This is a genomic window from Candidatus Moraniibacteriota bacterium (genome assembly GCA_016699425.1).
GTDB lineage: Bacteria > Patescibacteriota > Minisyncoccia > Moranbacterales > UBA1568 > SSEF01.
Map to the genome: position 1 here is coordinate 237,916 of CP064975.1, position 24,262 is coordinate 262,177.

Here is a 24,262-nt window from a genome sequence, read left to right on the forward strand (position 1 = left end):
TTTGCTATGGAAGCGTTGCCTGAAAATAAACACAAAAAGATGTTGTCTCTTCGAAACAAGACACACCTTCTCCTACTCCTGGTAACGGCCGGGTTTCTGGCCGTCTCGTATGGTCTGGTGTGGCGGATTACGGCAGAGGAATTGCAGGGACTACAGCGGCATCATGCCGAGGAACAGATATCGCTGGTTGAGCGACTGCTCAGCCAGGAGATGTCGAATTTGAGCGCGCGACAGGCCGATTGGGCACAATGGGATGATACGTACAAATTCATCACTGACCGAAATGAGGAATACATCGAATCGAATCTCAACGACGAATCACTCGCTTTGATCCATGTCGATATCATGGCGTTCGTGAATAATGCCGGTGATATTGTGTACGGGAAACAAGTTTATGATGGCGCACCGGCGGAACATTCGATTCCAGCGGAATTCTTGCGTTATTTCCAGAAAGGGAGCGATCTCTTGGACTTCAAGGAAGGTGTCTTGGTGAAAGAGGGTGTTCTGACAGTCTCAGATACAATGTTGCTCGTCTCCGCTCAGCCGATCACGATGAGCGACAGCCAAGGTGTCCGCCGAGGGACGCTTATCTTCGGCCGCTACCTCGACCAGGGTTTCAGCGAAGGACTGAGCTCTTTGTCGGGTATGGATGTCCAGCTGAAACCATATGATTCCGACCGGTCTGTCGGGCATGATGCTCAGTCGGCATTGCTCCGGCCAGAAGCACGAACCGTCATTGAATCTACTTCGGATGAGACGATCGGCCTCCGGTTGTTGGACAATATCTTCGGGAATCCGTCGCTGGTTCTGCGAGTTGAATATCCCTCTCAGATCATCCGGGACGGCCGGTCATTCCTGTGGAACGGGCTGTGGTATTCGCTCTTCGCACTGATCACTTATATCAGCCTGCTTATCGTGCTCATCGATTATTTCCTCCTGAGGCGAATCGAGAACATGCGTCGGATCGCGCGCAAGGTGAGTGTCTTGCATGCTGGCGGATTACCGGAAGGCGATGTGGATGACTTCTCCTATCTGGCGTCGGTCATGATGGGCGCTATCAAGAATATCCAGAATTCGAATGAGATTGCCGTCGGGAGCCGGGACGAGCTCGAGATGTTCAAGACGGCGCTCGATGAGAGTTTCGACCACATGATTATCACTGATCCTGAGGGAAAGATCCTGCATGCGAATGTTGCGGCGGAAAAGCTTACCGGGTATACCCGCCAGGAAATGGTCGGCCAGACGCCGGCTCTTTGGGGGCGGCAGATGCCAGCCGAGTTCTATAAGGAACTTTGGGATACGATCCGACTCCACAAGCAGAGGTATGAGGGCGAGATTACGAATCGGACCAAGAAGGGTGCTCAGTACCGCGCGCAGATTCGCGTCGCACCGATTCTCGACCATAAGCGGCAGGTATTGTATTTCGTCGGTATCGAACGGCCGGCCGACAAAGGCTAAACCCGTTCCAAATATGGGGTTGACGGTATTTTTTAGCAGTCTATAATAGAGAGTGCTAATTGATTAACCATAGCCAACGACCTACAACTTGCCGACATACGGACTGAAGTCTTCGGTCGTTGGTGGTGTGTTGTGAGTTGATGGTTCGACAACATGTATGGCGAAGCAAGTGATTTTTAGCGAGGATGCTCGCAAGCGCGTGAAAGCCGGTATCGACAAGGTGGCGAATGCAGTCCGCGTCACCATGGGTCCGAAGGGGAGGAATGTGCTCCTTGGTAAGGCATATGGTGGACCGACGATCACCAATGACGGCGTGTCTATCGCCAAAGAGATTGAGCTCGCGGATCCGTTTGAAAACCTGGGAGCCGAGCTCATCAAGCAGGTCGCCGAAAAGACGAATGATGTCGCCGGGGACGGGACGACGACCGCGACAGTCATCACCCAGGCACTCGTCCGGGAAGGTCTGAAGTTCGTCGAGACGGGGATCAATCCGGTCGGCATCCGTCACGGTATGGAGGCCGCCAAAGACGATGTTATCGCACTCCTCGAAAAAAATTCGAAAAAAATCACTTCGAAGGAAGAGCAGGTGAATGTTGCAACTATCTCGGCTGAATCGCCCGAGATGGGTCGGATGATTGCCGATGTAATGGAGGATGTCGGGGAAGACGGCGTCGTCACGGTCGAACAGTCGCAGACTATGGGGCTCTCGAAAGAGGTCGTGACGGGGATGAATTTCGACAAGGGCTATATCTCCCAGTATATGATGACGGATGTGGCCAGTCAGACGGCCGAGATCAAGGACCCGTTCATCCTTATCACTGACAAGAAGATCTCTTCGATGCAGGAAATCCTGCCGGTGCTCGAGAAGATGGCTCAGGGCGGGAAGAAAGACGTCGTCATCATCGCCGACGATGTCGATGGTGAGGCGCTCGCGACCCTCGTGGTCAACCGTCTCCGTGGCGTCTTGAACGTGCTCGCCGTGAAGGCACCGGAATTCGGCGACAACCGGAAGGCCGTGCTCGAAGACATCGCTATCCTGACGGGTGGGCAAGTCATCTCGTCGGACAAGGGAATGAAACTCGAATCGACCGAGCTCGCGATGCTCGGCCACGCAACCAAAGTCATCGCGACGAAGGACGAGACGACCATCGTCGGTGGCAAGGGGAAGAAGAAGGATATCGAAGGCCGGGTTACACAGCTCCGGGGTCTCATGGACAAGGAAACCAATCGCGGCCAGTACTCGGACTATGCACGGTTTCAGAAACGCATGGCCAAGCTCGCGGGTGGCGTGGCGGTTATCCGGGTCGGGGCAGCCACCGAGACTGAGCTGACCTATATGAAGCACAAGATGGAAGACGCGGTCGCGGCCACCAAAGCAGCCATCGCCGAGGGTATCGTCGCGGGTGGTGGAACGGCCTATGCCAAGGCTGCAGCAGCGATCGCCCTCCAGAAAAATAGCAAAGCGAAGACACTTCTCCACAACGACCATGAATTTTCGGCCGGGTATACGGCTTTGCTCAAGTCGCTGTATGAGCCGCTCCGGCAGATTGCGATGAACGCCGGTGTCCAGGAAGAGGCCGTAGTCATGAATCGGGTTGTAGAGTCGAAGGGTGCGAATTTCGGCTACAACGCACTGACCGGCACGTATGAAGAGGATATGATCAAAGCGGGAATTATCGATCCTTTGAAAGTGACTCGGACGGCGCTCGAGAATGCCGTCTCGGTCGCTGCTCTCCTCCTGACGACCGAAGCTGCCGAGGTCGATCTCCCGGAAGAGAAAAAGGACGCGGCCGCAGGCATGCCCGGTATGGGGGGTATGGGCGGCATGATGTAGGCTTTTCGGAGAGAATAGTGGGTTCACGGCGACTCGAGAGTCAGACGATAAAAAGGGGCCACGAGGGCCTCTTTTTTGTGTCCCGCATGCCGTTGGTGGTAGCGTGTTGTATAATAAAGTCAAACGAAAATCAAGAAAAACTGTTATGCGCATCAAACCCGGACAACTGCAGGAATTTCTCCTCGACTCGAACTTTATCTCGAAGGAAAAGCTCGAAGCCGCCATTAAAGAATGCGAGGGGGAGGGGAAGGAACTGGCTGCCTGCCTGCTAGAAAAGCACTATATCGAAGAGCCTGAGCTCCAGAAGGTCTACGCTTATGTGCTCGGCATCCCGTTTGTTGACCTCTCCAAAGAGACGATTCCCTTTGATATTCTCTCCATCGTCCCGGAGCCAATCGCAAAAAAGTACAGTATCATCGCGTTCCAGAAATCGGGGACGAATCTGAAGGTCGCAATGCTCAATCCCGAAGATATCCAGACGATCGACTTCATCAAGAAGAAAACGGGTTTGAAAATCGTGCCTTGTTTGACTTCTCGCGAGAGTATTCAGACGGTCCTTCGTCAGTATGAGAAGAGCTTGAAGGCCGAGTTCGGCGATATCCTCACCGATGAGGTCAATCAGAATCAAGAAGAGGAGAAGGACGGCGATCTCGAGAAGATCGCGGCCGGGCTCCCCATTATCCGCATCGTCGACACTCTTCTGAAGCATGCGATCCTGCAATCTGCCTCGGATATCCATATCGAACCGCTGGAGACCGAAGTTATTGTCCGCTATCGGATCGATGGTGTCTTGCATGATGCGATGACATTGCCCAAGGACGTCGCGCTCGGTCTTGTTGCTCGGATCAAGGTCCTGTCAAACCTAAAGCTCGATGAACACCGTCTTCCCCAGGATGGCCGTTTCAAAATCGAGAAGGAGGACTACAAAATCTCGTTCCGGGTGAGTATCCTGCCGATTTTCGACGGAGAAAAAATCGTGATGCGGCTTCTCGACGAGTCGTCGCATGGCCTCACGCTGGAGAAGATGGGGCTGGTCGGAGAGCCATTGGAAAAGGTGCGTCGGGAAATTGGGAAGCCGAACGGCATCATCCTCGTCACGGGACCGACTGGATCGGGGAAAACGACGACGCTCTACACGGCGATGGATATCTTGAATACGCCGGACGTCAATATTTCAACCGTTGAGGACCCAGTCGAGTATCGCATGCTCCGGGTCAATCAGACACAGATCAATCCCAAGGTCGGCATGACCTTTGCGGCAGCACTTCGAGCACTCTTGCGTCAGGATCCGGATATCATCATGGTGGGTGAGATCCGTGATGAAGAGACGCTCGAGATCGCCCTCCATGCGGCCATGACCGGTCACCTGGTGCTCTCGACGCTCCACACGAACTCAGCAGCTGCAACGCTGCCGCGCATGCTCGATATGGGGGCGGAACCATTTCTCATCGCTTCGACGGTGAACGTCATTATCGCTCAGCGGTTGGTGCGCCGGCTCTGCGTCGAGTGCCGCAAGTCCTACACACTCGATGCGAAGGAGATTGAGTCGCTCAGGAAACTCTATACGCTCGATGATATCCTGGCCGTTCTCAGACAGAATCCAATGTCAAAGAAATTTGTCGAAAAAGCGAAACAGTGGGAAGATATCGAACTCTACAAGGCAGTAGGTTGCGAACAGTGCAACAGCGAAGGCTATCGCGGCCGTATCGGGCTATACGAAGTACTCGCGATGGACACCGATATCCGGAAGCTGGTGACCCAGTCCGCGACGAGTGAGGAAATTGAAAATCAAGCACGGAAGAATGGTATGGAAACGATGGTCGAGGATGGTTTCATCAAAATCGTTCAGGGGATGACTTCGATTGAGGAAGTAATGCGCGCGACGAAGGAGTAGCCTATTTGGCGAAGAGGCCGTCGTCTCGGAGTGCGCGGCGAATATGGGCCTTGGCAGTTGATGTCTTCACGAAATCCAGCCAGTCCCGGCTGGGTTTTTTCTTATTCTTTTCCGTGAGGATTTCGATCACCTGGCCATTGATGATCGGCTGGTCGAGGGGGATGATCTTGCTATCGGCCTTGGCACCGGTCGCCCGGTCGCCAATCTCACTGTGGATGGCGTAGGCGAAATCGATCGGTGTGGCATCTTCGGGGAGCTCGATGATATCGCCCTTTGGCGTGAATGCAAAGATATGATTCTTGAAGAAATCAATCTTTAGGCCGCGAAGAAACTCTTCATCGTCTCGGCCGATTTCTTTCTGCCATTCCTGGAGTTGGCGGACCCATTCGAGCCCGCGGGGTTCCTTGTCAATGATCTCCTTCTTCCGGGTGAAGAGATTCTTCCAGCTGCGTCGGTCGCGTTCGGTATAGATCCAGTGCGCAGCGATGCCGAACTCTGCTTCCGTGTGCATCTTTTCGGTCCGGATCTGTATTTCGAGGATACGGCCCTGCGGACCGAAGACAGTTGTATGGAGCGATTGGTAGCCGTTCGGTTTAGGGAGTGAGATATAGTCCTTGATCCGGCCGACCATCGGGCGGTATTCCCGGTGGATGATGCCGAGTGCTTCGTAGCAATCAGCGATTTCAGGCACGATGATCCGGATAGCGATGAGGTCATAGATCCGGGTCACATCCATGTCGTGGCGCTCGAGTTTCTTGAAAAGCCGGTACAGGTACTTCATCCGGCCGCTGATATCGACCACTTTGATCTTCTCTTTTTCGAGCAGACGTCGGAAATGGATGACGGCATCGTCCATGTAAGTTTTTCCCTGATGGAGATAGGTCTCTGCGATTTCTTTGGTGATGGCATAGTGCTCGGGGTCTAGGTATTGGAAACAGAGGTCTTCGAGTTCCCCCTTGATCTCACCGATGCCGAGCCGATTGGCGATCGGCCCGTATATCTCCATCGTTTCGCGGGCGATGCGCTCCTGCTTGGCAACGGGGACGAACTCGAGCGTGCGCATATTGTGGAGCCGGTCAGCGAGCTTGATGATGACGACTCGGATATCCCTGGCCATGGCGAGGAACATCTTCCGCAGGTTCTCGAGAAAGTATTCCTCATGTGAGCCGCGAAGCCGAATTTTCCCTAGCTTCGTGACGCCGTCGACGAGGTAGGCGACCTCTTCACCGAAACGAGACTCAATCTCGGAAAGTGGGACGGGAGTGTCTTCGGGTACATCGTGTAGAATGCCCGCTGCGAGTGTCGTTGGGTCCATACCAATCTCAGCAAGGATCTTCGCGACTTGGAGTGTATGGGTGATATACGGTTTGCCTGATCGGCGGAGCTGGCCCGCATGGGCTTTTTCGGCGAAAACATAAGCATCACGAACCAGCTTTTCCTGATCGTTTTTGAGCGGGAAACGGCAGGCTCGGACGACATCATCAATAGTGATAGGGGTCATATGATTGGCACATCGGAAAGGCGAGGCAAACGCTTAATACGACTCAACGTGGTCATTTTGTCACGATTGGGCCTAGTCTTCAAGCGCAAGGTTGACGGGTATTGACAACAGCAACTAAGTTGCTATTATTATAGCGTATGCTCGATACTTGTTCAGAAAAACTCGCTGCCCGATCATTGCGTCAAACCGACACGCGTCTGGTGCTTCTGGATATCCTCCACAAAGCGACCGGACCACTTGCCCCGCCCGAAATCGTGTCGCTGTGTCACAAGGCGGGGAGGAAGGCAAACAAGACAACCGTGTATCGCGACCTCGCCACGATGGAGGCGTCGGGTATCGTCCGGAAAGTGATCGTGAGTGACCGCAAGCAGTACTTTGAGCTGACGGAGCGCGGGCACCATCATCACCTGATCTGTATGGCCTGTGAACGAATTCAAGATATCGATTTGGAGGAAGGGGTTGTGCTCAAGAGAGCGGCCGAGATCAGTCAGAAAGTGGGTTTTGCTATTTCTTCCCATGCCGTCGAATTTTATGGACACTGTGCGAGTTGTCTTGCTGTGACCGCATAAGTACACACCTGTATGACTGAAGCAAAATCGATCATCAAGGCCTCACACCTGTCGTTTTCGTATCGGACGGAACAGCCGATTTTGGACGATCTCTCGCTTTCAGTGGTGGCGGGGGATTATATCGGCCTTATCGGACCGAATGGTTCCGGCAAGAGTACCCTTCTCAAGCTCTTGCTCGGACTCATCCCTATACAACACGGTACGATCACGCTCTTTGGCCAGCCAGTTCGGGCCTTTCGCGACTGGTCGAAGATCGGCTACGTGCCGCAGGTGGGGTTCCAGGGCGAATCGAACTTTCCCGCGACCGTGGCCGAGGTTGTTACGGCGGGTTCATTGTCGAAATCATTTTTCCTGAGCCGGAAAGATCGCCAAGCCTTGCGTGAGCGCGTCGATACGGTCGCCGATATCGTTGGCATCCGTCATTTGCTCCAGCGTCGTATCGGAGAGCTTTCGGGCGGGGAGGAACAACGGGCTTTCATCGCTCAGGCACTTGTGTCCGATCCAGCACTGCTCGTGCTCGATGAGCCGACTGCAGGTGTTGATTTGGCTACTGAAGAATCCTTTTATGCCTTGCTGCGTGATTTAAACGAAAAACATGGCAAGACAATCCTCCTCGTCTCACATGATCTCGAGGCGCTTGCCCACAATACGAAAACAGCACTCTGCCTAAACAAAACCGTCGTGTATTTCGGTCCTGCCGAAGGCCTCCATAAGCGTCGCGTGATTGAAGCTGCCTTCGGTTCGCGGGCGTGGCATCCATCAGAAGACTCAACCCTATGAATCCTGATATCCTCACTGCTCAATCCGTTTGGCCCATCTTGGGGACGGCTCTCCTGCTTGGATGGATTTCACCGATGATCGGCATTGTGCTTGTGATGCGGCGGTTCTCGCTTTTGGCCGATACACTGGCACATGTTTCCCTCTTCGGGGTCGCGGTCAGTTCCTGGTTTAGTCTTCCGATGGCCGTCGGAGCCTTTGCGAGCGCTGTGCTCGGGGGCGGTGGCATCGAGCTATTCCGCCGTTCGCGACGAGTGCTCTCAGAGGCGACCCTGGCGATATTCCTCTCGGGGAGTCTGGCGCTTGCCGTCATGCTGTTTGCCTTGCGTGGGGTCGAGGCAGAGGAGATAGAGGCGTACCTCTTCGGTAATCTCGCTTGGGTGAACATTCAGGATTTCTTCCTGGTCTTCGGTATTGCGAGCGTTGTGACGTTATTTTTTGGCGCTTTCTATCGACAACTTTTTCTCGCCACGCTCGACGAAGATCTCGCGCGAGTGAATGGTGTTTCGGTTGATCGGTTGAATCTCGTCTTCATGCTCCTGGCATCGACGGTTGTAGCTGCGGCGATCAAAGTCGTCGGGGTTCTGCTCGTTAGCTCCCTGGTCGTGCTCCCAGTTATGGCGGCGCTCCAGTGGAGACTGGGTTTCAAGAAAACACTCTTGCTCAGTCTTATCCTCGCTGAGGGTTCGGCCAGCCTGGGGTTCTCGTTAGCGTTTATCGGCGGTCTGCCAAGTGGGGCGTCGATCGCGCTGGTGACGCTTATCGTTTTCGCTCTTTCCTATCTAGCCAATAGCCGAAAGACGGCTTAAGCAAAGGAGTATAACTACTGTTTCTTCAGAAAAGCAGAAAGCTACAGTTTCTTGTTCTCGAGCTTGTGGGGATTATGATTGGGGCAGGTCTTATCGCTGCAGCGCTCAGGGATTGTTTTCGTACCTTCCTCGCCCGAAACGCTCCGAGAGCGAAGCATATCGGTGCGGGCGGGCATCATGAGGACTTCTCTATTTTGTCGGGGCGATGATTAGGACACTCTTTCTTGCTGCAGCGTTCCGGGATGGTTTTGGTCCCTTCCATCATCAATGATTGACACAAGGGGCACAGGGTACCCGTCGGCTTGGCCTTGATCGCGTGCTTGCAATCGGGGTAGTTAGAACAACTGTAGAAAATGCCGAAGCGGCCGCGACGTTCGGCCATCTCGCCCTTCTCACAGACGGGACACTTCACACCAGTGGTTGGCAGATTCGCCGGATCATCTTTCTTCACGTATTTGCATTTCGGGTAGTTGTTGCAGGCGATGAATTTTCCGAAGCGGCCTTCGCGTTCAACGAGCTCACCTTTTTCGCAGGAGGGACATTTTTCCCCCGTCGCTTTCGGTCCTTCGACCACTTTTCCTTCGAGTGTGAACGCACCGGTACACTCCGGGAAACGGCTACAGCTGTAGAATTTTCCGCTTCGCCCCAGCTTGATGATCATATCACTCCCACATATTGGGCAGCGCATCTCGGCGGGTGCCGCGCCGAGATTGGACATCTTTTCAAGCTTGTCCTTGCTCTTCACGGCCTTGGAGAACGGGCCATAGAAGTCTTTTAGGGTCTTTGCGTATTCCCGGGTCCCGAGGGCAATCTCGTCGAGCTGATCCTCCATATCCGCTGTGAATGCATCCGAGAGGATTTCGGAAAAGTGGAGGGAGAGAAAATCATCGACGACTTCACCTGTTTCGGTCGGGATGAGGGTGCGGCCCTCTTTCTCGACATAGCCGCGGGCTTGAATAGTCTGGATGATCGACGCATAGGTCGACGGTCGGCCGATGCCGCGCTTCTCGAGCTCTTTCACGAGCCCCGCTTCGGTGTAGCGCTTGGGTGGCTCAGTCCATTTCTCTTCGCTCGTCATTGATTGTAGTGTGAGCGTTTCACCAGCTGTTACTTTGGGGAGCTCGGTGTCTTCGCCGCGCGCCGCGGTGTCTTCGGCGAGCCAACCAGGGAAAACGACGATGGATCCTGTCATCGCAAAGACTGGTACCTGGGGGTCGCTCGCCCGTGCCGTGATCTTCGTCCGGAGGATCTCGGCATCGGCCATCTGCGAAGCAATCGTGCGGCTCCGGATCAGGGAATAGAGATGCTTTTCTTCCTCATTTTTTCCATACATCTTGGCGTCGATATGCGTTGGGCGGATCGCTTCATGAGCCTCTTGTGCGTTTTTGGAGCGCGTCTTGAAAACACGTGGCATGACGGATTGTTTGCCATATGTTTTCTCGATGAGTGTGAGGATGGCGGTGACAGCGTCCTTGTTCAGATTCGTCGAGTCGGTGCGCATGTAGGTGATATGCCCCGCCTCATACAGCTTCTGAGCGACCTTCATGGTACGGCTTGGGGCAAAACCGAGGCGCGAGCTTGCAGCCTGCTGTAGAGTCGAGGTGGTAAAGGGGGCGTAGGGACTTCGTTTGGCCGGGGTTTCCTTTACATCTTCGACGGTCCAAGTCGCTTGTTTCCCCTGTGTGATGATTCTGACGGCTTCCTCTTGAGCGGAGGCTTCATCGGCTTTGGGTCGCGGCTCGGTGGTATGTGTGAGGGTGAGGGATTGGCCGAGCGGATTGGTGAACTGTCCGGTGAACTGGAAGAAAATCTCGGGGATGAAGGCGCGGATCTCTTTCTCGCGAAGGGTGAGGATGTGCAGCGCCGGTGACTGGACGCGTCCAGCTGACAGGCCATAGCGGAGCTTCTTCCAGATAAGGCCGGAGAGGTCATAGCCGACGAGACGGTCGAGAACACGGCGTGCCTCTTGAGCTCGGCGGAGATTTTCGTCGAGCGGGCGGGGATGGGCGATAGCTTCCTTTACCGCGGCCGGCGTGATTTCATAAAACAGCACGCGGGCTGGTTTCTTAATCCCACACGTCTGGGCGACATGCCACGCGATGGCTTCACCTTCGCGGTCGGGGTCGGTGGCGAGGAGGACAGTTGAGCTTTTCTTGGCCAGTTTTTTAATCGACTCGACGACGTGTTCTTTGCCGGGTGAGATGACATACTGGGGGACAAACCCCGCCTTGATATCGATGGCTGATTTGTTGCTTTTGGGGAGGTCGCGGACATGACCAACCGAAGCGACGACCTTATATTCGCCGTCGAGATATTTTTCAATCGTCTTCGCTTTGGAAGGGGATTCGACGATGAGGAGTTTCATAAAATAACTAACAACTCACAACTTACAACCGACGACTGAGCCAGATGGTGTTTCATTTTCATGGTAAGTAGTTGGTAGCAGGTTGTGGGTTACAGACGGATGTAATGCATGTTCCCGATATTTTTGGCAAGGCCGCGAAGCTCAAGTCTGGTCAGGGCCATATTCACGCGCGTTGCCTCTAGTCTAACGAGCACGGTGAGGTTGTCAATGTGAACACCCTCATGTGTGAGTCGTCCGTAGATATCCGCTTCGTCTGGATCGAGGTCCCCAGGTGTTGCGGTGTCAGTAGCCGATGCGGTACGTTGGCCGACAGGGACGAGCTCTTCAAGGATGTCCTGGATGCCCGTGACGAGCCGGGCTCCGTCTTTCAGGAGTCGATGCGTGCCGGTTGAAGCGGGTGAAAAGATCGAACCGGGGACAGCGAAGACTTCGCGGTCATAGTCGAGGGCGAGCCGGGCGGTGATGAGGCTGCCGGATTCTTCGGCGGCTTCGACGACGACGATGCCTTGGCACATCCCAGCCATGATGCGGTTTCGAGCGGGGAAAGTGCCGACGCTGGCATTTGTCCCTGGCGCGAGTTCGGAGAGGAGAGTGCCGCGCTCCATGACCGCCTGAGCCAATCGCAGATGTGACTGGGGCGAGATGCTCTGGTCATCGATACCACTGCCGAGGACAGCGAGGGTACAGCCATCGGCCTCCAAGGTCGCTTCATGAGCGATGGAGTCGATCCCGAAGGCCAGACCGGACACGATCACATACCCGGCCTGTGAGAGGGCACGAGCGAGTTCGGTGGCGACTTGTTTGCCATAGGCGGTGAATTTCCGCGAGCCGACGATGGCGAGGAGCGGTTGCTCGTTCCAGGCACGGAAGTTTCCCCTGACATACAAGAGTGCCGGGGCATCTGGGATTTCGGCGAGGAGAGCGGGGAAACGGGGGTCGGTAAAGGGGATGACCTCGATGTGATTGTGCTCGAGGCTGTCTGTCTCGGTCTCGGGTGCCAGTGTGCTTCGCTTAGGCGCTAGAGCGGCGAGTCGGGGCTGGCCGAGCGCTGCCCAGGCCGGATCAGGTGCTTCCCAGGCTACCTGAGCCGATCCAAAAGCACCCACCAGAAAGCGGAGCGTCTTGGCGCCCACACCCGGGAGGCGGTTCAAGAGATGGAAAGCGAGGGATTCATTCATATTATATAGAGAACTATTCTAGGCGAAGGTTAGTTTTTGGGCAAATATTAGCGATGTATTAATGTTCGAAGCGAAGTTTAGCTAAAGCATCTGGTGAATCCTGAGTAGTGTATTTTGGGAATGCGGAATGTATGTAAAAAAGTTCAAGGGGCAGCTAGACATTTGCCTTGCTGCCCCTGAATTCAGATCCGATCGGTGTCGATGGAAAAGACGAAGACATCTCCTGGCAGGATCGTATTGGGTTCTCGTCCCAGTCGGGTCCAGAGGTACTCGGCCTCGGCAATGCCTTTGAAGCCAAGGTTGGCGTCCTGTGACACTAGTCCAACTAGTCTGGGCTTCTCTCCCTCAACACCTGTCGCGAAGCTAGTCCGGTTATCGTGGTTGCCTACTACAAACGTCCAGACGATCGGCGTCGGTGCCAACTCAAGCAGAGACTTACGCCTGTAAAAAGAACGATCATCTGTCTTCTCGGTTTCTAGCAGGAGGTTGCAGGCTGCTTCCCAGCTCGTTGCCTTACATCCTTCCATGAGGCCAATGTGGGCGATCGCGCTCGCCAGCGTAGCGTGCTTCACGGCCCGCGTTCGATCAAAGTCCATGGCACGGACGGGCAGCATGCGGAAGCACTCCTTCAATCCAGAGCATTGCTTAGGACCGCTTTTTCGTAAGAGCCCATCTGCCTTTCCTCCGACGGGTGATACGCTGAAGCCTGCATGAGAGAATTGCTCTAATAGGTTGCGAATGTTGCCTGCATTGCCAATCTCGAGCATGTAGAACTCTGTACTCGTACCGAGAAGAAAGCGTTTGATTGCCTGGAGCCACAGCCTTCCCCGGTGGCCGGCGAGTCGTTCGAAGAGGTCTTTGAGGAAACCGTGAGAATCCTCGTGCGTCAACTTTAACCGATCATCCATGATGTCAGCCTTTCCTGTAAGGAACATCCACAATCATCCCCATGACGAAAGTGGCACAGACATGTAAGCATAAGTTGACTACTTCTGCAAGTATCGGTGATAGTAGGTTATGGGCCCGGGACTCTCGCATGAGACTCGGGCCCAAATTATTTTGTATACTGAAACTATGAAACAACCAACCCTTCGACTTCGCTCAGGACAAGCTCTCGAGAGAGCAAAGCAATACTGGCTTCTGAAGAGCGAGCCGGGCGAATATTCGATCGATGATTTGAAGCGCGATGGTGAAGCGCCCTGGTATGGCGTACGGAATTATCAAACGCGGAACTTCATGCGTGACGGGATGCGACCGGGCGACGCGGTACTCTTTTATCATTCGAGTTGTCCGGAGCTGGGGGTCGCTGGTCTGGCTGAAGTGGCGAGTGATCCGTATCCCGATGCGACCCAGTTCGATCCGAAAAGTGTGTACTACGATCCAAAGGCAACAAAAGAAAAACCACGCTGGACTTTAGTGGATGTGAAATTCAAAAAGTGTCTCAAACGGGTTGTTTCGCTGGCAACACTGCGGGAAGAAAAACGACTTGCTGATCTTATTATCCTGCGCCCAGGAAACCGCTTGTCGATTACGCCGGTAACCGAGAAAGAGTTTGAAGTGATTGCTGCGCTGGCTGCTTAGTGGCCGCCGGGGACGATATTTTGGCAGGAGCCATCGACGAAGCAGGTGATGTTATCAACCGTGGTCTCGAGGATCCGATGGAGGGCTTCCTCGGAGTAGAAGGCGATGTGCGGCGTGTAGACGACATCGTCGCGGCCGAGGAGGATATGGTCTTTGACGAGTTCCTGGAGCTCTTGCGGGTCACGATTGGTGGCAAGGAGCTCTTTTTCTTCACGGATGAGGTGTTCACCCTCGATGACATCGAGACCGGCACCACGCAGGATCCCAGCATCCAGTCCATGGATGAGCGCGTCATTGTCCACGAGCTCGCCCCGCGCCGTATTGATGAGGATCGCCCCACGTTTTATCTGCTCGATGTTTTTCTCATTGATGAGGTGATGGGTCGCAGGGGTGTAGGGCGTGTGCAGGCTGATGATGTCGGATTCGGCCAAGAGCTGCTCGAAGGGAACGTACTGGAAATGGAGCACTTCCGAGAGAAAGGTATTCTGATAGTTGTCGAACGCGAGGACATTCATACCGAAACCACGAGCGATTCTGATGACATGGAGGCCGATCTTTCCGGCACCGACGACCCCCAGGGTCTTGCCTTTGAGGTCGAAACCCTTGAGTCCTTCGATGGAGAAGTTGTTGCGCAGGCGGCGGACATGCGAGCGGTGGACATTGCGTGAGAGCGCGAGGATGAGCGCGAAGGCGTGCTCGGCGACCGTGTTCTCGCCATACGAGGGGACATTGGCGACGATGATGCCGCGTTCCTTGGCGGCCGCGACGTCGATATGATCGAAACCAGTGGACCGTGTCGCGATGAGTTTGAGTTTGGGGAGCTTCTCAAGTATCTCTCGCGTGATACGGCTGTAGATAAAAATTGAGAGTACCTCACACTCGGCGAGCTCAGCCAGCTGACTTTCTTCGAGCGGTTGATCAAAAAATTGCAGAGTATGACCGGCCAGACGTTCTTCGAGCACTGGCTTCTCCCAATTCTGCATCTCAGTAAAGGCGATACGCATAGCAGTTCATCTCATGGATTGACAATGCTATTATACAATCTACCCGGGTAAAAGCGAATCATGACCACCCGGACCTCGCTCCCTCGCGTATGCATGCCAGTCTCACGTTTCCACTCTCAGACCACTCACTCCCCGGCAATATCCTCCTGACGGATGCTCTGGGCATTGCTCGCTATGCCAATGAAGGGATTGCCGAGCGGACTGGTTTTTCGGTGGCCGAAATCATTGACTCCAAGCCGGGGCAACTCTGGGGCGGACAGATGTCACGGTCGTTTTATGATCGCATGTGGCAGTCGCTCCGGACGGACTCTGTACCGTTCGTCGGTCGAGTGACGAATCGAACCAAGCAAGGTGAACGCTACGAAGAGCTGTTGGCAGTCACGCCGCTCATGCGTTCCGATGGGGCGGTCGCTTATCTCGCGCTGCGTCCCGCCCATCTCGGGGAACAGGATCGATTCCTCGAAGAATGGCGGGGTGTCTTCGCCTCGCGTGCGACGAGTGCCGCGAAGGCACTGCCCTGGCTGCAGCGCTGGTTTCCTGAGTCGGGAGCTACGGACGCAGAGCCGGGTGCGACTTTGGCAGACTGGATTGAGACACAGTGGGTGAAGCCGATACGGGCGCGGTTTCAACGCCGCTCGGAGGATCGGGTGCTCGTTGAGCGTGCACAGCGGGATCCGAATCAGTTCCGTCAGCTCTATGACAAGTATCATATGACCGTTCAAAAATATTTCGTGCGGCATCTGCCCGGCCAAGACGATCAGATCTCGGACTTGACCCAGGATACATTCGTCCGAGCCTTTGAACGACTGGATGGCTATGAGACTCGTAATGCTGCCTACGGCACCTACCTCCTTCGGATCGCGCACAGTGTGCTCTTGAATACCTATCGGCATCAGGCCATGCTGGAGCTCTCGCCAGACTATAGCGTGCCAGAGACAGTCCGTCCGGCTGAGATGGACTGGATCTGGGAGACGCCCGAACTCAATCCGCGAGAACAAGTTGTCCTCTCGGCATATTACCGCGAAGGCTTTTCGGTCCGGGAAATCAGTCGGGGACTTGGGATCTCTGAAAATGCGACCAAACTCCTCATGTCGCGCGCGAGGAAGAAGATTCGGCCACTCTTGGGTAGTGTCTGATTATTTTGAAAAATACTACAGGTTGTGTTTATAGTGTTATTTGACACCTTTTTCCTTATACCGTGTTTAGTAGAGTAGGTGCCAGTATTTCACTGGTGTCGTGGTCTGTAACGCTCCTTTCGTTTCCAGTCCAGTGCCCGATAATCCGAAACACAAACACTATGCCGCTCTACAAGATCCAGAAACGCAATGGGGCCATCGTCGATTTCGAGCCCGGAAAGATCGAACAAGCTATCCATAAGGCGCTCGCCGCTGTCCGTACGCCTGACTCCGACCAAGCCAAGATCCTCGCGGTGGATGTCGCGACGCTTGCCGAGGAGCGTTATGGGGAGAAGATCCCGAGCGTGGAGGATATCCAGGATATCGTCGAGGAGACACTCATCCGCTATGACTACGCTGATGTCGCCAAGGCGTATATCCTTTATCGCGAGAAGCGGCGCGAAGTACGAGAGGACCGAAATGTGGTTGTGGAAGTCGAAAAGACCATTCAGGAATATCTTGACAAGCTCGATTGGCGGGTGAATGAGAACGCCAACCAGGGCTATTCACTCGGTGGCATGATTCTGAACACGTCGGGGAAAGTCATCGCCAACTACTGGCTCTCGCATATCTATCCGAAGGCAGTGGGAGACGCCCACCGCAATGGTGACTATCACATCCATGACCTGAGTATGTTCTCCGGGTACTGCGCGGGCTGGAGCCTGCGAGTCTTGCTCGAGGAGGGGTTCAATGGCGTGCCGAATAAGATTGAGTCGGGTCCGCCCAAGCACCTGTCATCGGCTGTCGCGATGATGGTAAATTTTCTTGGCACGCTTCAGAACGAATGGGCCGGGGCGCAGGCGTTTTCGAGCTTTGATACCTATCTCGCGCCGTTCGTGAAGAAATACGAGCTGGAGCTGCGGGCTGATGCCGAGGGTTATGGTTTGAAATTCTCCTCCGAGGAAGCGCAGCAACGTTATCTCACGGACAAGGTCTATGACTATGTCTATCAGAACGTGCAGTCGTTTGTCTTCAATCTGAATATCCCATCGCGCTGGGGGACGCAGACGCCGTTTACCAATATCACACTGGATTGGGACTGTCCGGCCGACATGCGGGACAAGCGGCTCATCCTTGGCGGCAAGCCATTTGGCTACACCTTCGGCCAGCTTCAGGGGGAGATGGATATCATCAATCGAGCCTTCATCGCGGTGATGTCGACCGGCGATGCGAAGGGACGGACCTTCACCTTCCCGATCCCGACCTATAACGTGACGAAGGACTTTGAATGGGGGGACCCGAAGAATCTTCCGCTTTTCGAGATGACCGCCAAGTATGGTACGCCGTACTTTCAGAACTTCGTCAATTCCGACCTAAACCCGAGTGACGTGCGTTCGATGTGCTGCCGCTTACAGCTCGATCTCCGCGAGCTCCGGAAGCGCGGGGGTGGATTGTTCGGTTCGGCAGAGATGACCGGATCGATCGGTGTCGTGACGATCAACCTGGCGCGCATCGGCTACCTCTGCCAGGGCGACAAAGATGTCTTCTTGAAACGTCTCGAGCATCTCATGGAGCTCAGTAAGACCTCGCTGGAGATCAAACGCACCGAGATACAGAAGTGGATCGACCGCGGACTGTTTCCCTACACGAAGCGCTATCTCGGGTACTTGAAAAATCATTTTTCAACGATCGGGATCAATGGCCTGAATGAAGCGGTTCGTAATTTCACGGGTGATGCAGAAAATATCACGACGCTCGCCGGACAGACCTTCGCGTTGGAAGTGCTCGATTTCATGCGCGAGCGGATCAAAGACTATCAGGAAGAGACAGGGAATTTCTTCAATCTCGAGGCGACACCAGCTGAAGGGACGACGACCCGGTTCGCTCGGGAGGACAAGAAACGGTTTCCTGCTATCCTGCAGGCCGGCACAGCGGAGGCTCCATACTACACAAATTCGTCTCAGCTCCCGGTCGGCTTTACGGATGATGTGTTTGAAGTCCTCGCGCTTCAGGACAAACTTCAGACCAAGTATACGGGTGGGACAGTCCTGCACTGCTACATGAATGAGCGAGTCAGTTCCGGTGAAGCCTGCCGTAGCCTGGTCCGGAACATCCTCTCGAACTTCCGCCTGCCCTATATCACGATCACGCCGACCTTTTCGATCTGTCCCAAACACGGCTACCTCGAAGGCGAACACGACTTCTGTCCGAAATGCGACGCCGAGCTCGGGATTACGGACGGCGAACGATGTGATGGAACATCGCGCAAGATGTACACGAGTCCGCAGGCGGAAAAATAATTGATAAAACGAACTGATAAAAAACAAACCTATGAATCAGGTTTCAAGCAAAGAGAGCGGAGTGGGAGCGGAAGCGAACGCAGGACGCACGCGCTGTGAGGTCTGGACGCGGGTGATGGGCTATCACCGGCCAGTGTCGCACTTCAATATCGGGAAAAAGTCCGAACACTACTCGCGCAAGCATTTCGAAGAATGTGTCGCAGATAATAGCCAGTTTATCGAACGCTATCCGGTAGCCAGCAAGGCATGAAACTTTCTGCGATCCAAAAGTTCACGTTGCTCGATTATCCCGGCAAGGTGGCCTGCATCGCGTTTACGCCGGGTTGTGATTTGCGCTGCAGATTCTGTCACAATCCCGAGTTTGTGTTACCGGAACGCCTGTGTGCTTTGGCGGCGAGTTTTATCTCCGAGGAGCACTTCTTCTGTTTCCTCGCTGAGCGCCGGGGTTTGCTCGAGGGAGTTGTGGTGACTGGGGGTGAACCGACCGTCTGGAAAGATTTGCCCGAATTCCTCGCTCAGATCAAAGCTCTCGGATTCGCTACCAAGCTTGATACCAATGGTAATAATCCGGTGGCGTTGGCTCGAGTGATCGATCGTGGTCTCGTCGATTATATCGCGATGGATGTTAAGACATCACTCGCCGACTATCCGGCACTCGTCGGATCGAACGTTCGGCCAGAACATATCCGAGAGAGCATTGCGCTCATTCGAGCAAGCGGCGTCGAGTACGAGTTTCGCACAACCCTCATTCGTGAGCACCATACGGAAGCGGTGCTCGAGGCGATGAGGGAACTTTTGTCGGGCGCGACACAGATCTATTTCCAGACATTTCGGCCAGAGCACACGCTCGACCCGGCCTACGCTGGGTTTCATGGCTTTTCCCTGACCGAGATGGAAGTGATCGCTGAGCGCTTTGGTTCTCCGGGCCAGCCAGCCGGCATCCGAGTCTGATATAATCGTGAATAGAAGGAAAACAACGATGTCTGAATATAAACTCTCGAACTCGCGCGACTACTTCATCGCCGCACTGGTTAGTGTGGTTCTCACCGTGTTCCTGGGGGTCTACCTCTTGCTCCGCCGTGGATATGTTTTTGCGGCACCGGTTTCGGCGGGCGCGCTGTATGTCCCAAACAAGGTACTCGCCGGTGTGGCTGTCGTTCTCATCGGTCTCTCGTTCTTGGTCGGTCCGCTGACGCGCTACTTCAACCGCTTCGACAGTTGGCTCAACTATCGCAAAGAGATTGGGATTGTTGGTGGGTTGTTTGGTATCCTTCATGGACTGGTCTCAGTGTTTCTGATTCCAGAAAAATTCACCCTCGAAGGCCTTTTCTCTTCCTATTCCTTCGGGACGACGATTGCTGGGCTCATCGCTCTTCTCATCTTCGCTGCGCTTATCGTGATTTCATATCAAGCGATGATCAAGCGGATCGGCGGTGTCCGCTGGTGGTTCCTGCAGCGCTGGGGCATCCGGATCGGTGTCGCGGCCCTGGCCTATCACGTCATCGCGATGAAATGGGTGGGCTGGGTGAAATGGTTTCAGGTCGGCGTCCCGAAAACACCCGAACTTGCCAATCCGTGGATGGCACCAGCGAGCCTACTTGTCACGCTCTTTCTCGTCTGGGTGGTGCTCATCCGTCTCTATGAAGCCGTCTTTCTCTTCCGGAGCCTCGGCTGGTCAGGGACTCGGGAAATTTCAAACGATGTCAGTCTGCTCCGTCGCGGCCGACGATTTGTTCAGTATAGCCTGATGCTTCTCATTGGGGCGTACGCAGTAGTTGTGTTTCGTTGGATGGTCTAGGGCAGTAGATGTGCCATGAAGGGCACTCTCCTTTCGGACATAGGTCAAACACTCACGAAAGATGGTTTGATATCTCCGTACATGAGAGGTCGAACTCAGATCTTGGGTGTGATGGGTTTCGGACTGCAATGAGGAGCCAGCCGACGAGCACTCCGAGCAGGAGCGAATGAAATATATCTTTCCAAGTAATGAGGTATTGTCGGGGCATATGTTGGAAGAATTATCAGAAATTGAAACCGGACTTGATTGCCTTGCCTGAGGAATGGTGCAAGTAGGCACTTTCTGCCATAATAGCAATATATATGGGGACACTCAAAACAAGATGGTTGTTGTTCGTACTCGTGGGCTTGGCCTTTTTTGGGCCTTTTGCGGCCGTCCTCACGATCGAGAAGGCGAAACGAGCGGAGAAGCTTGCTCAGCAGCAGCAGGAGATTGCTATCGCCCAGCGGGATGCTGAGACCGCTCGGTATCAGTACTATTTGGAGTTGGCTGACCGGAAGAATAATCTCAGACAGGCCATGCAGGAAGCGAAGACACAGTATGAACAGCTTCTGAAGGAACAGCCGGCGCTCATCAAAGAAAAGCAGACCACAGTCACTCAGACTGTCATTCAGCCAGTGGTCACTCAGAAAGTGGTCGAGCAGGCCGTTCCGGCTTCGAGCTCCGCTCCGTCAACGAGCCAGCCAAAGGCTTCTGCAAAGACCAAGACCTCATAAAGCCTATGCGATATTTATTCCGAACACTTGCTCTCGCTTCCTTCTCCCTACCCGTCGTGTTTCTTGTCTCCAACATGGTTCCTCCCCGAGATGCTTCTCCGAACTCGGCGGCGTTCATGACTGCCTTGGCTGAACGCGATGAGGAAGAGCATGAAGACGAAGAAGACGAAGAACACGAAGAAAAAGATGAGGATGATGGAAAGAAAGCGACTCAGGAAACAGGTACAGGGAGCAAGACGAAAGCGAAGACAGTGAAGGTAGTCAAAGACGTCATCGAGTATCGACCGATCGCGAAGACTGTTATCGTCACCGAAGAAGCATATGCGACCGATACGGATGGCGACTTGCTCGTCGATGCCATCGATCCTGACCCGAAGGTGCCGCAAAACGAATATTTCACTGATACCGATGGTGATGGCGTACCCAATGCGATCGACCGGCATCATGATGAAGATGATTTTTCCTATTATGAATTCGAAACCGACAACGACAACAACGGTATCCTCGATTCCTACGAAGAGTGATGCTCTGTGGAAAAGTCTTCGTCATGAAGTCCGAGGGGAAATCATGAAGACAGATGTCGCTTGCGAGATTCTGTTCTCTGTTGGACAGGAACAGGAAGCGCAGGCTGCTCTCCAGGAAGTATTTGTGCTCTTCCGGGCTTTCGAGGCGCGCTACAGTCGCTTCATTGAAGGGAATGAAATATGGCAGTTCAATCGAGGGTCGGGGAGTGTCGTCTCTCCAGAATTCTTTCGTCTCCTTAGTGAGGCAAAACAGTATTATGGAACAACGGGCGGGTTGTTCGATCCGAGTATCCTACCTGTTCTCGAACGAGAAGGATATGTCGGGGCAGCGAGCGGTATCACTCCAGAGCTGCGGCGAGGGTTCGCTGAACTCTCTCTGAATCAAGAGACGCTCACAGTAACCAAACCGCGTGAGCTCGTGATTGATTTCGGGGGTATCGGGAAGGGTTTCATCGTGGATCGAGTCGCCGATTTTTTGGGACAGCGTTTCGAGAACTTTCTCATCGATGCAGGTGGGGATATCTATACGAAAGGGGCAAATCGGAAAGAAGGGTACCCATACTGGGCAATCGAGGTTGAACATACAGCACATGAAGAATCGTCTGTTTTGCTCACTCTTTCCGATATGGCAGTGGCGACATCGGGAGTGAATCGACGTTTCTGGAAGAAGGATGGAGAACGGAAACATCACATCATCGATCCAATGATCGGGAGCAGCGCGGCCACTGATTTCATCTCAGTGACGGTTATCGCTTCAAGCACGACTGCGGCTGATGTGTGGGCGAAGTCGCTATTTATCGCCGGCAAGAATGGGGCGGATGCCCTGGCCGAGAGATTTCACATCCCCGCCGTGTTTGTCGGAGCCGACCATAACCAATATGCAAACGAGTATGCAACACCCTATCTGTGGAAATCGTAAAGCTCGCGTGTTCACTGGTTTCGCTCGGATCCTACTGTTCTGTGTACTCATGTACTCGGCACAGGTGCACGCATCCGTCAAGGACACGGATGCAGATGGGTTGACTGATGTGGCCGAGACTGATTTGTATTTCACGAATCCAACAGATTCGGATACTGATGGCGATGGGATTTCGGATTTCCAGGAAATCAAACAAGGGACCAATCCGCTTGTGGTGAATGTGACGTCATCGCTTGCGAGGCAGCTACAAATGGATGAACAGTTGCCGCTTGCCTGGTATATCGGACGAGCCAGTGGCATCCTGGCATTTATTCTCCTCACGATCGTAGTCGTGAACGGACTCCTGATGACGACTCGCCTTGTTTTCCGCTTCCTGCCACCCGCTTTGAATTACGAGATGCATCGGTTTCTCTCTTGGATGGCACTTGTTGCGGTCATCGGGCACTTCATCAGTTTCACGTTTGATAAGTATCTCCGGATAACCGTCTCCGAGGGGCTGATTCCGTTCACACTCATTCGTGACTTCCCTTCTGCTCTGGGTTACAGTCTCCGTTGGACGATCGGTATTGGGACGCTTGCGTTGTACGGGATAGTTGCTCAGGTACTCGTTTCGCAGCTGAAGGGACGGTTTATCGGGCTCAAGAAATGGCGGTTATTGCATTACACTGGATTTCTCGCTTATGCACTCTTCCTCATTCATGGAATTTTTGCGGGCACTGATTCCAAGGAATGGTGGATGATCTGGCTCTACAGTTTGTCTGCTAGCCTTGTCCTGCTACTGACGATGCTCCGTATCGTCGCTTCGATCAGGAATGCCCGGAAGGTCGCGGTCAGTTAGCAGTAGTCGAGGCTGGAGAAATTGACTGAGGAGGCCGAAACCCTGGCCCGTGCGGCCGGTTCTCGCCCGGGTGGGGGGGGCGGTGGCCTTTAGACCAGAGGATCTTGACACTGGGTAGGGAGTGTCGGATACTTTGGGCGAGTAATCGTACTTTACTCATCACCCCCCCAACCCACCCCAATTTTTTTCTTGCAGGAGGTTCAAATGCCCTTGTTGTTGCTTTTTGTTCTTTACACGATTATTGGATTCCTTGGGTTGGCCTCCTGGACATCGGCTATGGCTGAGCCGCTACCCTTTCCCGACACCACTGCCCCGACGGGCCGGGGCCTCGTGCTCCGGGCTACTATCCCGCACCAGCAGCCATCAGGTCTTGATCCGTCGTACAGGGCGATGGTGCGGGCGATTACCCTCAGTCGAAATGGCTTTGGTTTGAGCCAAGAGCCGCGCGACGTCTTGGGGTCGCCGCAAGCACCGATGATGGGCCAGTTGGAGCAGGATACTTCGCCAGCATGGGCGAAATCCCGGTCGTCTATCGGAGCCGCATTTCAGAGCGGACCTTGGACGGTCGCTGTTGAGTACCAGCAGGGGAAGAACCGACAGCCATTCATCGACCGCGGGTATTTCAGGAGTAGCGGGAAGGTATTCGCTGGTCTACAGTACCAGTTTGACAAGTCCACCTCGGTGTACATGGGGGTCTCGAGCAGTTTCTCAGCGGGTCTCCGCTGGGTAGGAAAGGAGGGTGATGAAGCCGCCCTTACCTTTGCTGGGTCTCCCAATGGGGAGATGCGGAAATTGTTCTCTGGTTCGTCACCGGAGAATCTCCGAAATGTCATCACACTGACCTATCGGATACCACTTGGTCCGTGGTAGGAGAGAACGGAAAGGATTTTAGGGTCACTACTCTGACCTGCCGAATGCCCCTCGCCACGCTTGGCAGAGGGGTTATTTCTTGGTAAGCGAGCAGTACCTTTCCTGTGGTGCAGCCAAAAGAAACCTTTCTCGCTCGTCCCTGTTTTCAAGTTTTTGAGACGCTTCGAAAGCCTCAGAGAGGTGCTATACTTGAGGCGTTATTGAACTTTTCA

The 24,262-nt window shown here is 54.1% G+C and carries 22 protein-coding genes; 17 read left to right on the top strand and 5 right to left on the bottom strand.

Annotated elements, in window-relative coordinates:
- Window positions 1–6: 6 nt before the first annotated feature.
- The 3 genes from IPJ68_01100 (at window position 7) to tadA (ending at window position 5,186) form a co-directional block, all read left to right on the top strand.
- A complete protein-coding gene (locus tag IPJ68_01100; GenBank protein QQR78858.1) occupies window positions 7–1,458 on the top strand; it encodes a PAS domain S-box protein in 1,452 nt (483 codons plus the stop codon).
- A gap of 157 nt (window positions 1,459–1,615) precedes the next feature.
- The gene (gene groL / locus IPJ68_01105; protein ID QQR78859.1) at window positions 1,616–3,292 is read left to right on the top strand and encodes a chaperonin GroEL; all 1,677 of its coding nucleotides are present in this window, start codon (window positions 1,616–1,618) and stop codon (window positions 3,290–3,292) included.
- Window positions 3,293–3,437: 145 nt separating this feature from the next.
- The gene (gene tadA, locus IPJ68_01110; protein QQR78860.1) at window positions 3,438–5,186 is read left to right on the top strand and encodes a Flp pilus assembly complex ATPase component TadA; all 1,749 of its coding nucleotides are present in this window, start codon (window positions 3,438–3,440) and stop codon (window positions 5,184–5,186) included.
- 1 nt (window position 5,187) lies between these two features.
- Here tadA and IPJ68_01115 read toward each other — a convergent pair whose 3' ends face one another.
- Window positions 5,188–6,687, bottom strand: coding sequence for a bifunctional (p)ppGpp synthetase/guanosine-3',5'-bis(diphosphate) 3'-pyrophosphohydrolase (locus IPJ68_01115; protein ID QQR78861.1), 1,500 nt, complete (start codon window positions 6,685–6,687; stop codon window positions 5,188–5,190).
- A gap of 137 nt (window positions 6,688–6,824) precedes the next feature.
- Between IPJ68_01115 and IPJ68_01120 the strand changes: the two genes are divergently transcribed.
- From IPJ68_01120 to IPJ68_01130, 3 genes are read left to right on the top strand one after another with little or no spacing between them, the layout of a single operon-like run.
- A complete protein-coding gene (locus IPJ68_01120) occupies window positions 6,825–7,256 on the top strand; it encodes a transcriptional repressor (GenBank protein QQR78862.1) in 432 nt (143 codons plus the stop codon).
- 12 nt (window positions 7,257–7,268) lie between these two features.
- Window positions 7,269–8,036: a metal ABC transporter ATP-binding protein gene (locus IPJ68_01125; protein QQR78863.1), complete on the top strand. Its 768-nt coding sequence runs from the start codon at window positions 7,269–7,271 to the stop codon at window positions 8,034–8,036.
- Complete coding sequence (locus tag IPJ68_01130; GenBank protein ID QQR78864.1) at window positions 8,033–8,842, top strand: metal ABC transporter permease; 810 nt, start codon at window positions 8,033–8,035, stop codon at window positions 8,840–8,842. Before IPJ68_01125 ends, IPJ68_01130 begins: the two co-directional genes overlap by 4 nt.
- 175 nt (window positions 8,843–9,017) lie before the next feature.
- Here the strand turns inward: IPJ68_01130 and topA are convergent, their stop codons facing one another.
- The 3 genes from topA to IPJ68_01145 all read right to left on the bottom strand — a co-directional run bounded on the left by topA (window position 9,018) and on the right by IPJ68_01145 (window position 13,293).
- Window positions 9,018–11,207 (bottom strand): type I DNA topoisomerase, encoded by a 2,190-nt coding sequence (topA, locus tag IPJ68_01135; GenBank protein ID QQR78865.1) that lies wholly within the window; start codon window positions 11,205–11,207, stop codon window positions 9,018–9,020.
- 89 nt (window positions 11,208–11,296) lie between these two features.
- Window positions 11,297–12,385 (bottom strand): DNA-protecting protein DprA, encoded by a 1,089-nt coding sequence (dprA, locus tag IPJ68_01140; protein ID QQR78866.1) that lies wholly within the window; start codon window positions 12,383–12,385, stop codon window positions 11,297–11,299.
- Window positions 12,386–12,567: 182 nt separating this feature from the next.
- Entirely contained in the window at window positions 12,568–13,293 is a 726-nt protein-coding gene (locus IPJ68_01145; GenBank protein QQR78867.1) for a hypothetical protein, read from the bottom strand.
- Window positions 13,294–13,459: 166 nt separating this feature from the next.
- On the opposite strand from IPJ68_01145, the gene IPJ68_01150 reads away from it, so the two are divergent.
- On the top strand, window positions 13,460–13,966 hold the full coding sequence (locus IPJ68_01150) for an EVE domain-containing protein (protein QQR78868.1): 507 nt from the start codon (window positions 13,460–13,462) through the stop codon (window positions 13,964–13,966).
- Here the strand turns inward: IPJ68_01150 and IPJ68_01155 are convergent.
- Entirely contained in the window at window positions 13,963–14,970 is a 1,008-nt protein-coding gene (locus IPJ68_01155; protein QQR78869.1) for a hydroxyacid dehydrogenase, read from the bottom strand. The two genes, IPJ68_01150 and IPJ68_01155, sit on opposite strands and share 4 nt — an antisense overlap.
- An 89-nt stretch (window positions 14,971–15,059) precedes the next feature.
- Here IPJ68_01155 and IPJ68_01160 point away from each other — a divergent pair, with 89 nt between their 5' ends.
- From IPJ68_01160 to IPJ68_01205, 10 genes are all read left to right on the top strand, one after another.
- Complete coding sequence (locus tag IPJ68_01160) at window positions 15,060–16,106, top strand: sigma-70 family RNA polymerase sigma factor (protein ID QQR78870.1); 1,047 nt, start codon at window positions 15,060–15,062, stop codon at window positions 16,104–16,106.
- 161 nt (window positions 16,107–16,267) lie between these two features.
- Window positions 16,268–18,385 carry a ribonucleoside triphosphate reductase gene (locus tag IPJ68_01165; protein QQR78871.1) on the top strand — a complete coding sequence of 706 codons (2,118 nt, stop codon included), beginning with the start codon at window positions 16,268–16,270 and terminating at the stop codon, window positions 18,383–18,385.
- 31 nt (window positions 18,386–18,416) lie between these two features.
- The gene (locus tag IPJ68_01170; GenBank protein ID QQR78872.1) at window positions 18,417–18,635 is read left to right on the top strand and encodes a hypothetical protein; all 219 of its coding nucleotides are present in this window, start codon (window positions 18,417–18,419) and stop codon (window positions 18,633–18,635) included.
- Window positions 18,632–19,336 (top strand): anaerobic ribonucleoside-triphosphate reductase activating protein, encoded by a 705-nt coding sequence (locus IPJ68_01175; protein ID QQR78873.1) that lies wholly within the window; start codon window positions 18,632–18,634, stop codon window positions 19,334–19,336. Before IPJ68_01170 ends, IPJ68_01175 begins: the two co-directional genes overlap by 4 nt.
- 28 nt (window positions 19,337–19,364) lie before the next feature.
- Window positions 19,365–20,183: a ferric reductase-like transmembrane domain-containing protein gene (locus IPJ68_01180; protein QQR78874.1), complete on the top strand. Its 819-nt coding sequence runs from the start codon at window positions 19,365–19,367 to the stop codon at window positions 20,181–20,183.
- Window positions 20,184–20,485: 302 nt separating this feature from the next.
- Window positions 20,486–20,899, top strand: a complete 414-nt coding sequence (locus tag IPJ68_01185) for a hypothetical protein (protein QQR78875.1) — start codon at window positions 20,486–20,488, stop codon at window positions 20,897–20,899.
- Window positions 20,900–20,904: 5 nt separating this feature from the next.
- Entirely contained in the window at window positions 20,905–21,423 is a 519-nt protein-coding gene (locus tag IPJ68_01190; GenBank protein QQR78876.1) for a hypothetical protein, read from the top strand.
- A 43-nt stretch (window positions 21,424–21,466) separates the two neighbouring features.
- Window positions 21,467–22,342, top strand: coding sequence for an FAD:protein FMN transferase (locus IPJ68_01195; GenBank protein ID QQR78877.1), 876 nt, complete (start codon window positions 21,467–21,469; stop codon window positions 22,340–22,342).
- Window positions 22,314–23,180: a ferric reductase-like transmembrane domain-containing protein gene (locus tag IPJ68_01200; protein ID QQR78878.1), complete on the top strand. Its 867-nt coding sequence runs from the start codon at window positions 22,314–22,316 to the stop codon at window positions 23,178–23,180. The genes IPJ68_01195 and IPJ68_01200 overlap by 29 nt, the downstream gene beginning before the upstream one ends.
- Window positions 23,181–23,456: 276 nt before the next feature.
- A complete protein-coding gene (locus IPJ68_01205; protein QQR78879.1) occupies window positions 23,457–24,050 on the top strand; it encodes a hypothetical protein in 594 nt (197 codons plus the stop codon).
- The last annotated feature ends 212 nt before the right edge of the window (window positions 24,051–24,262 follow it).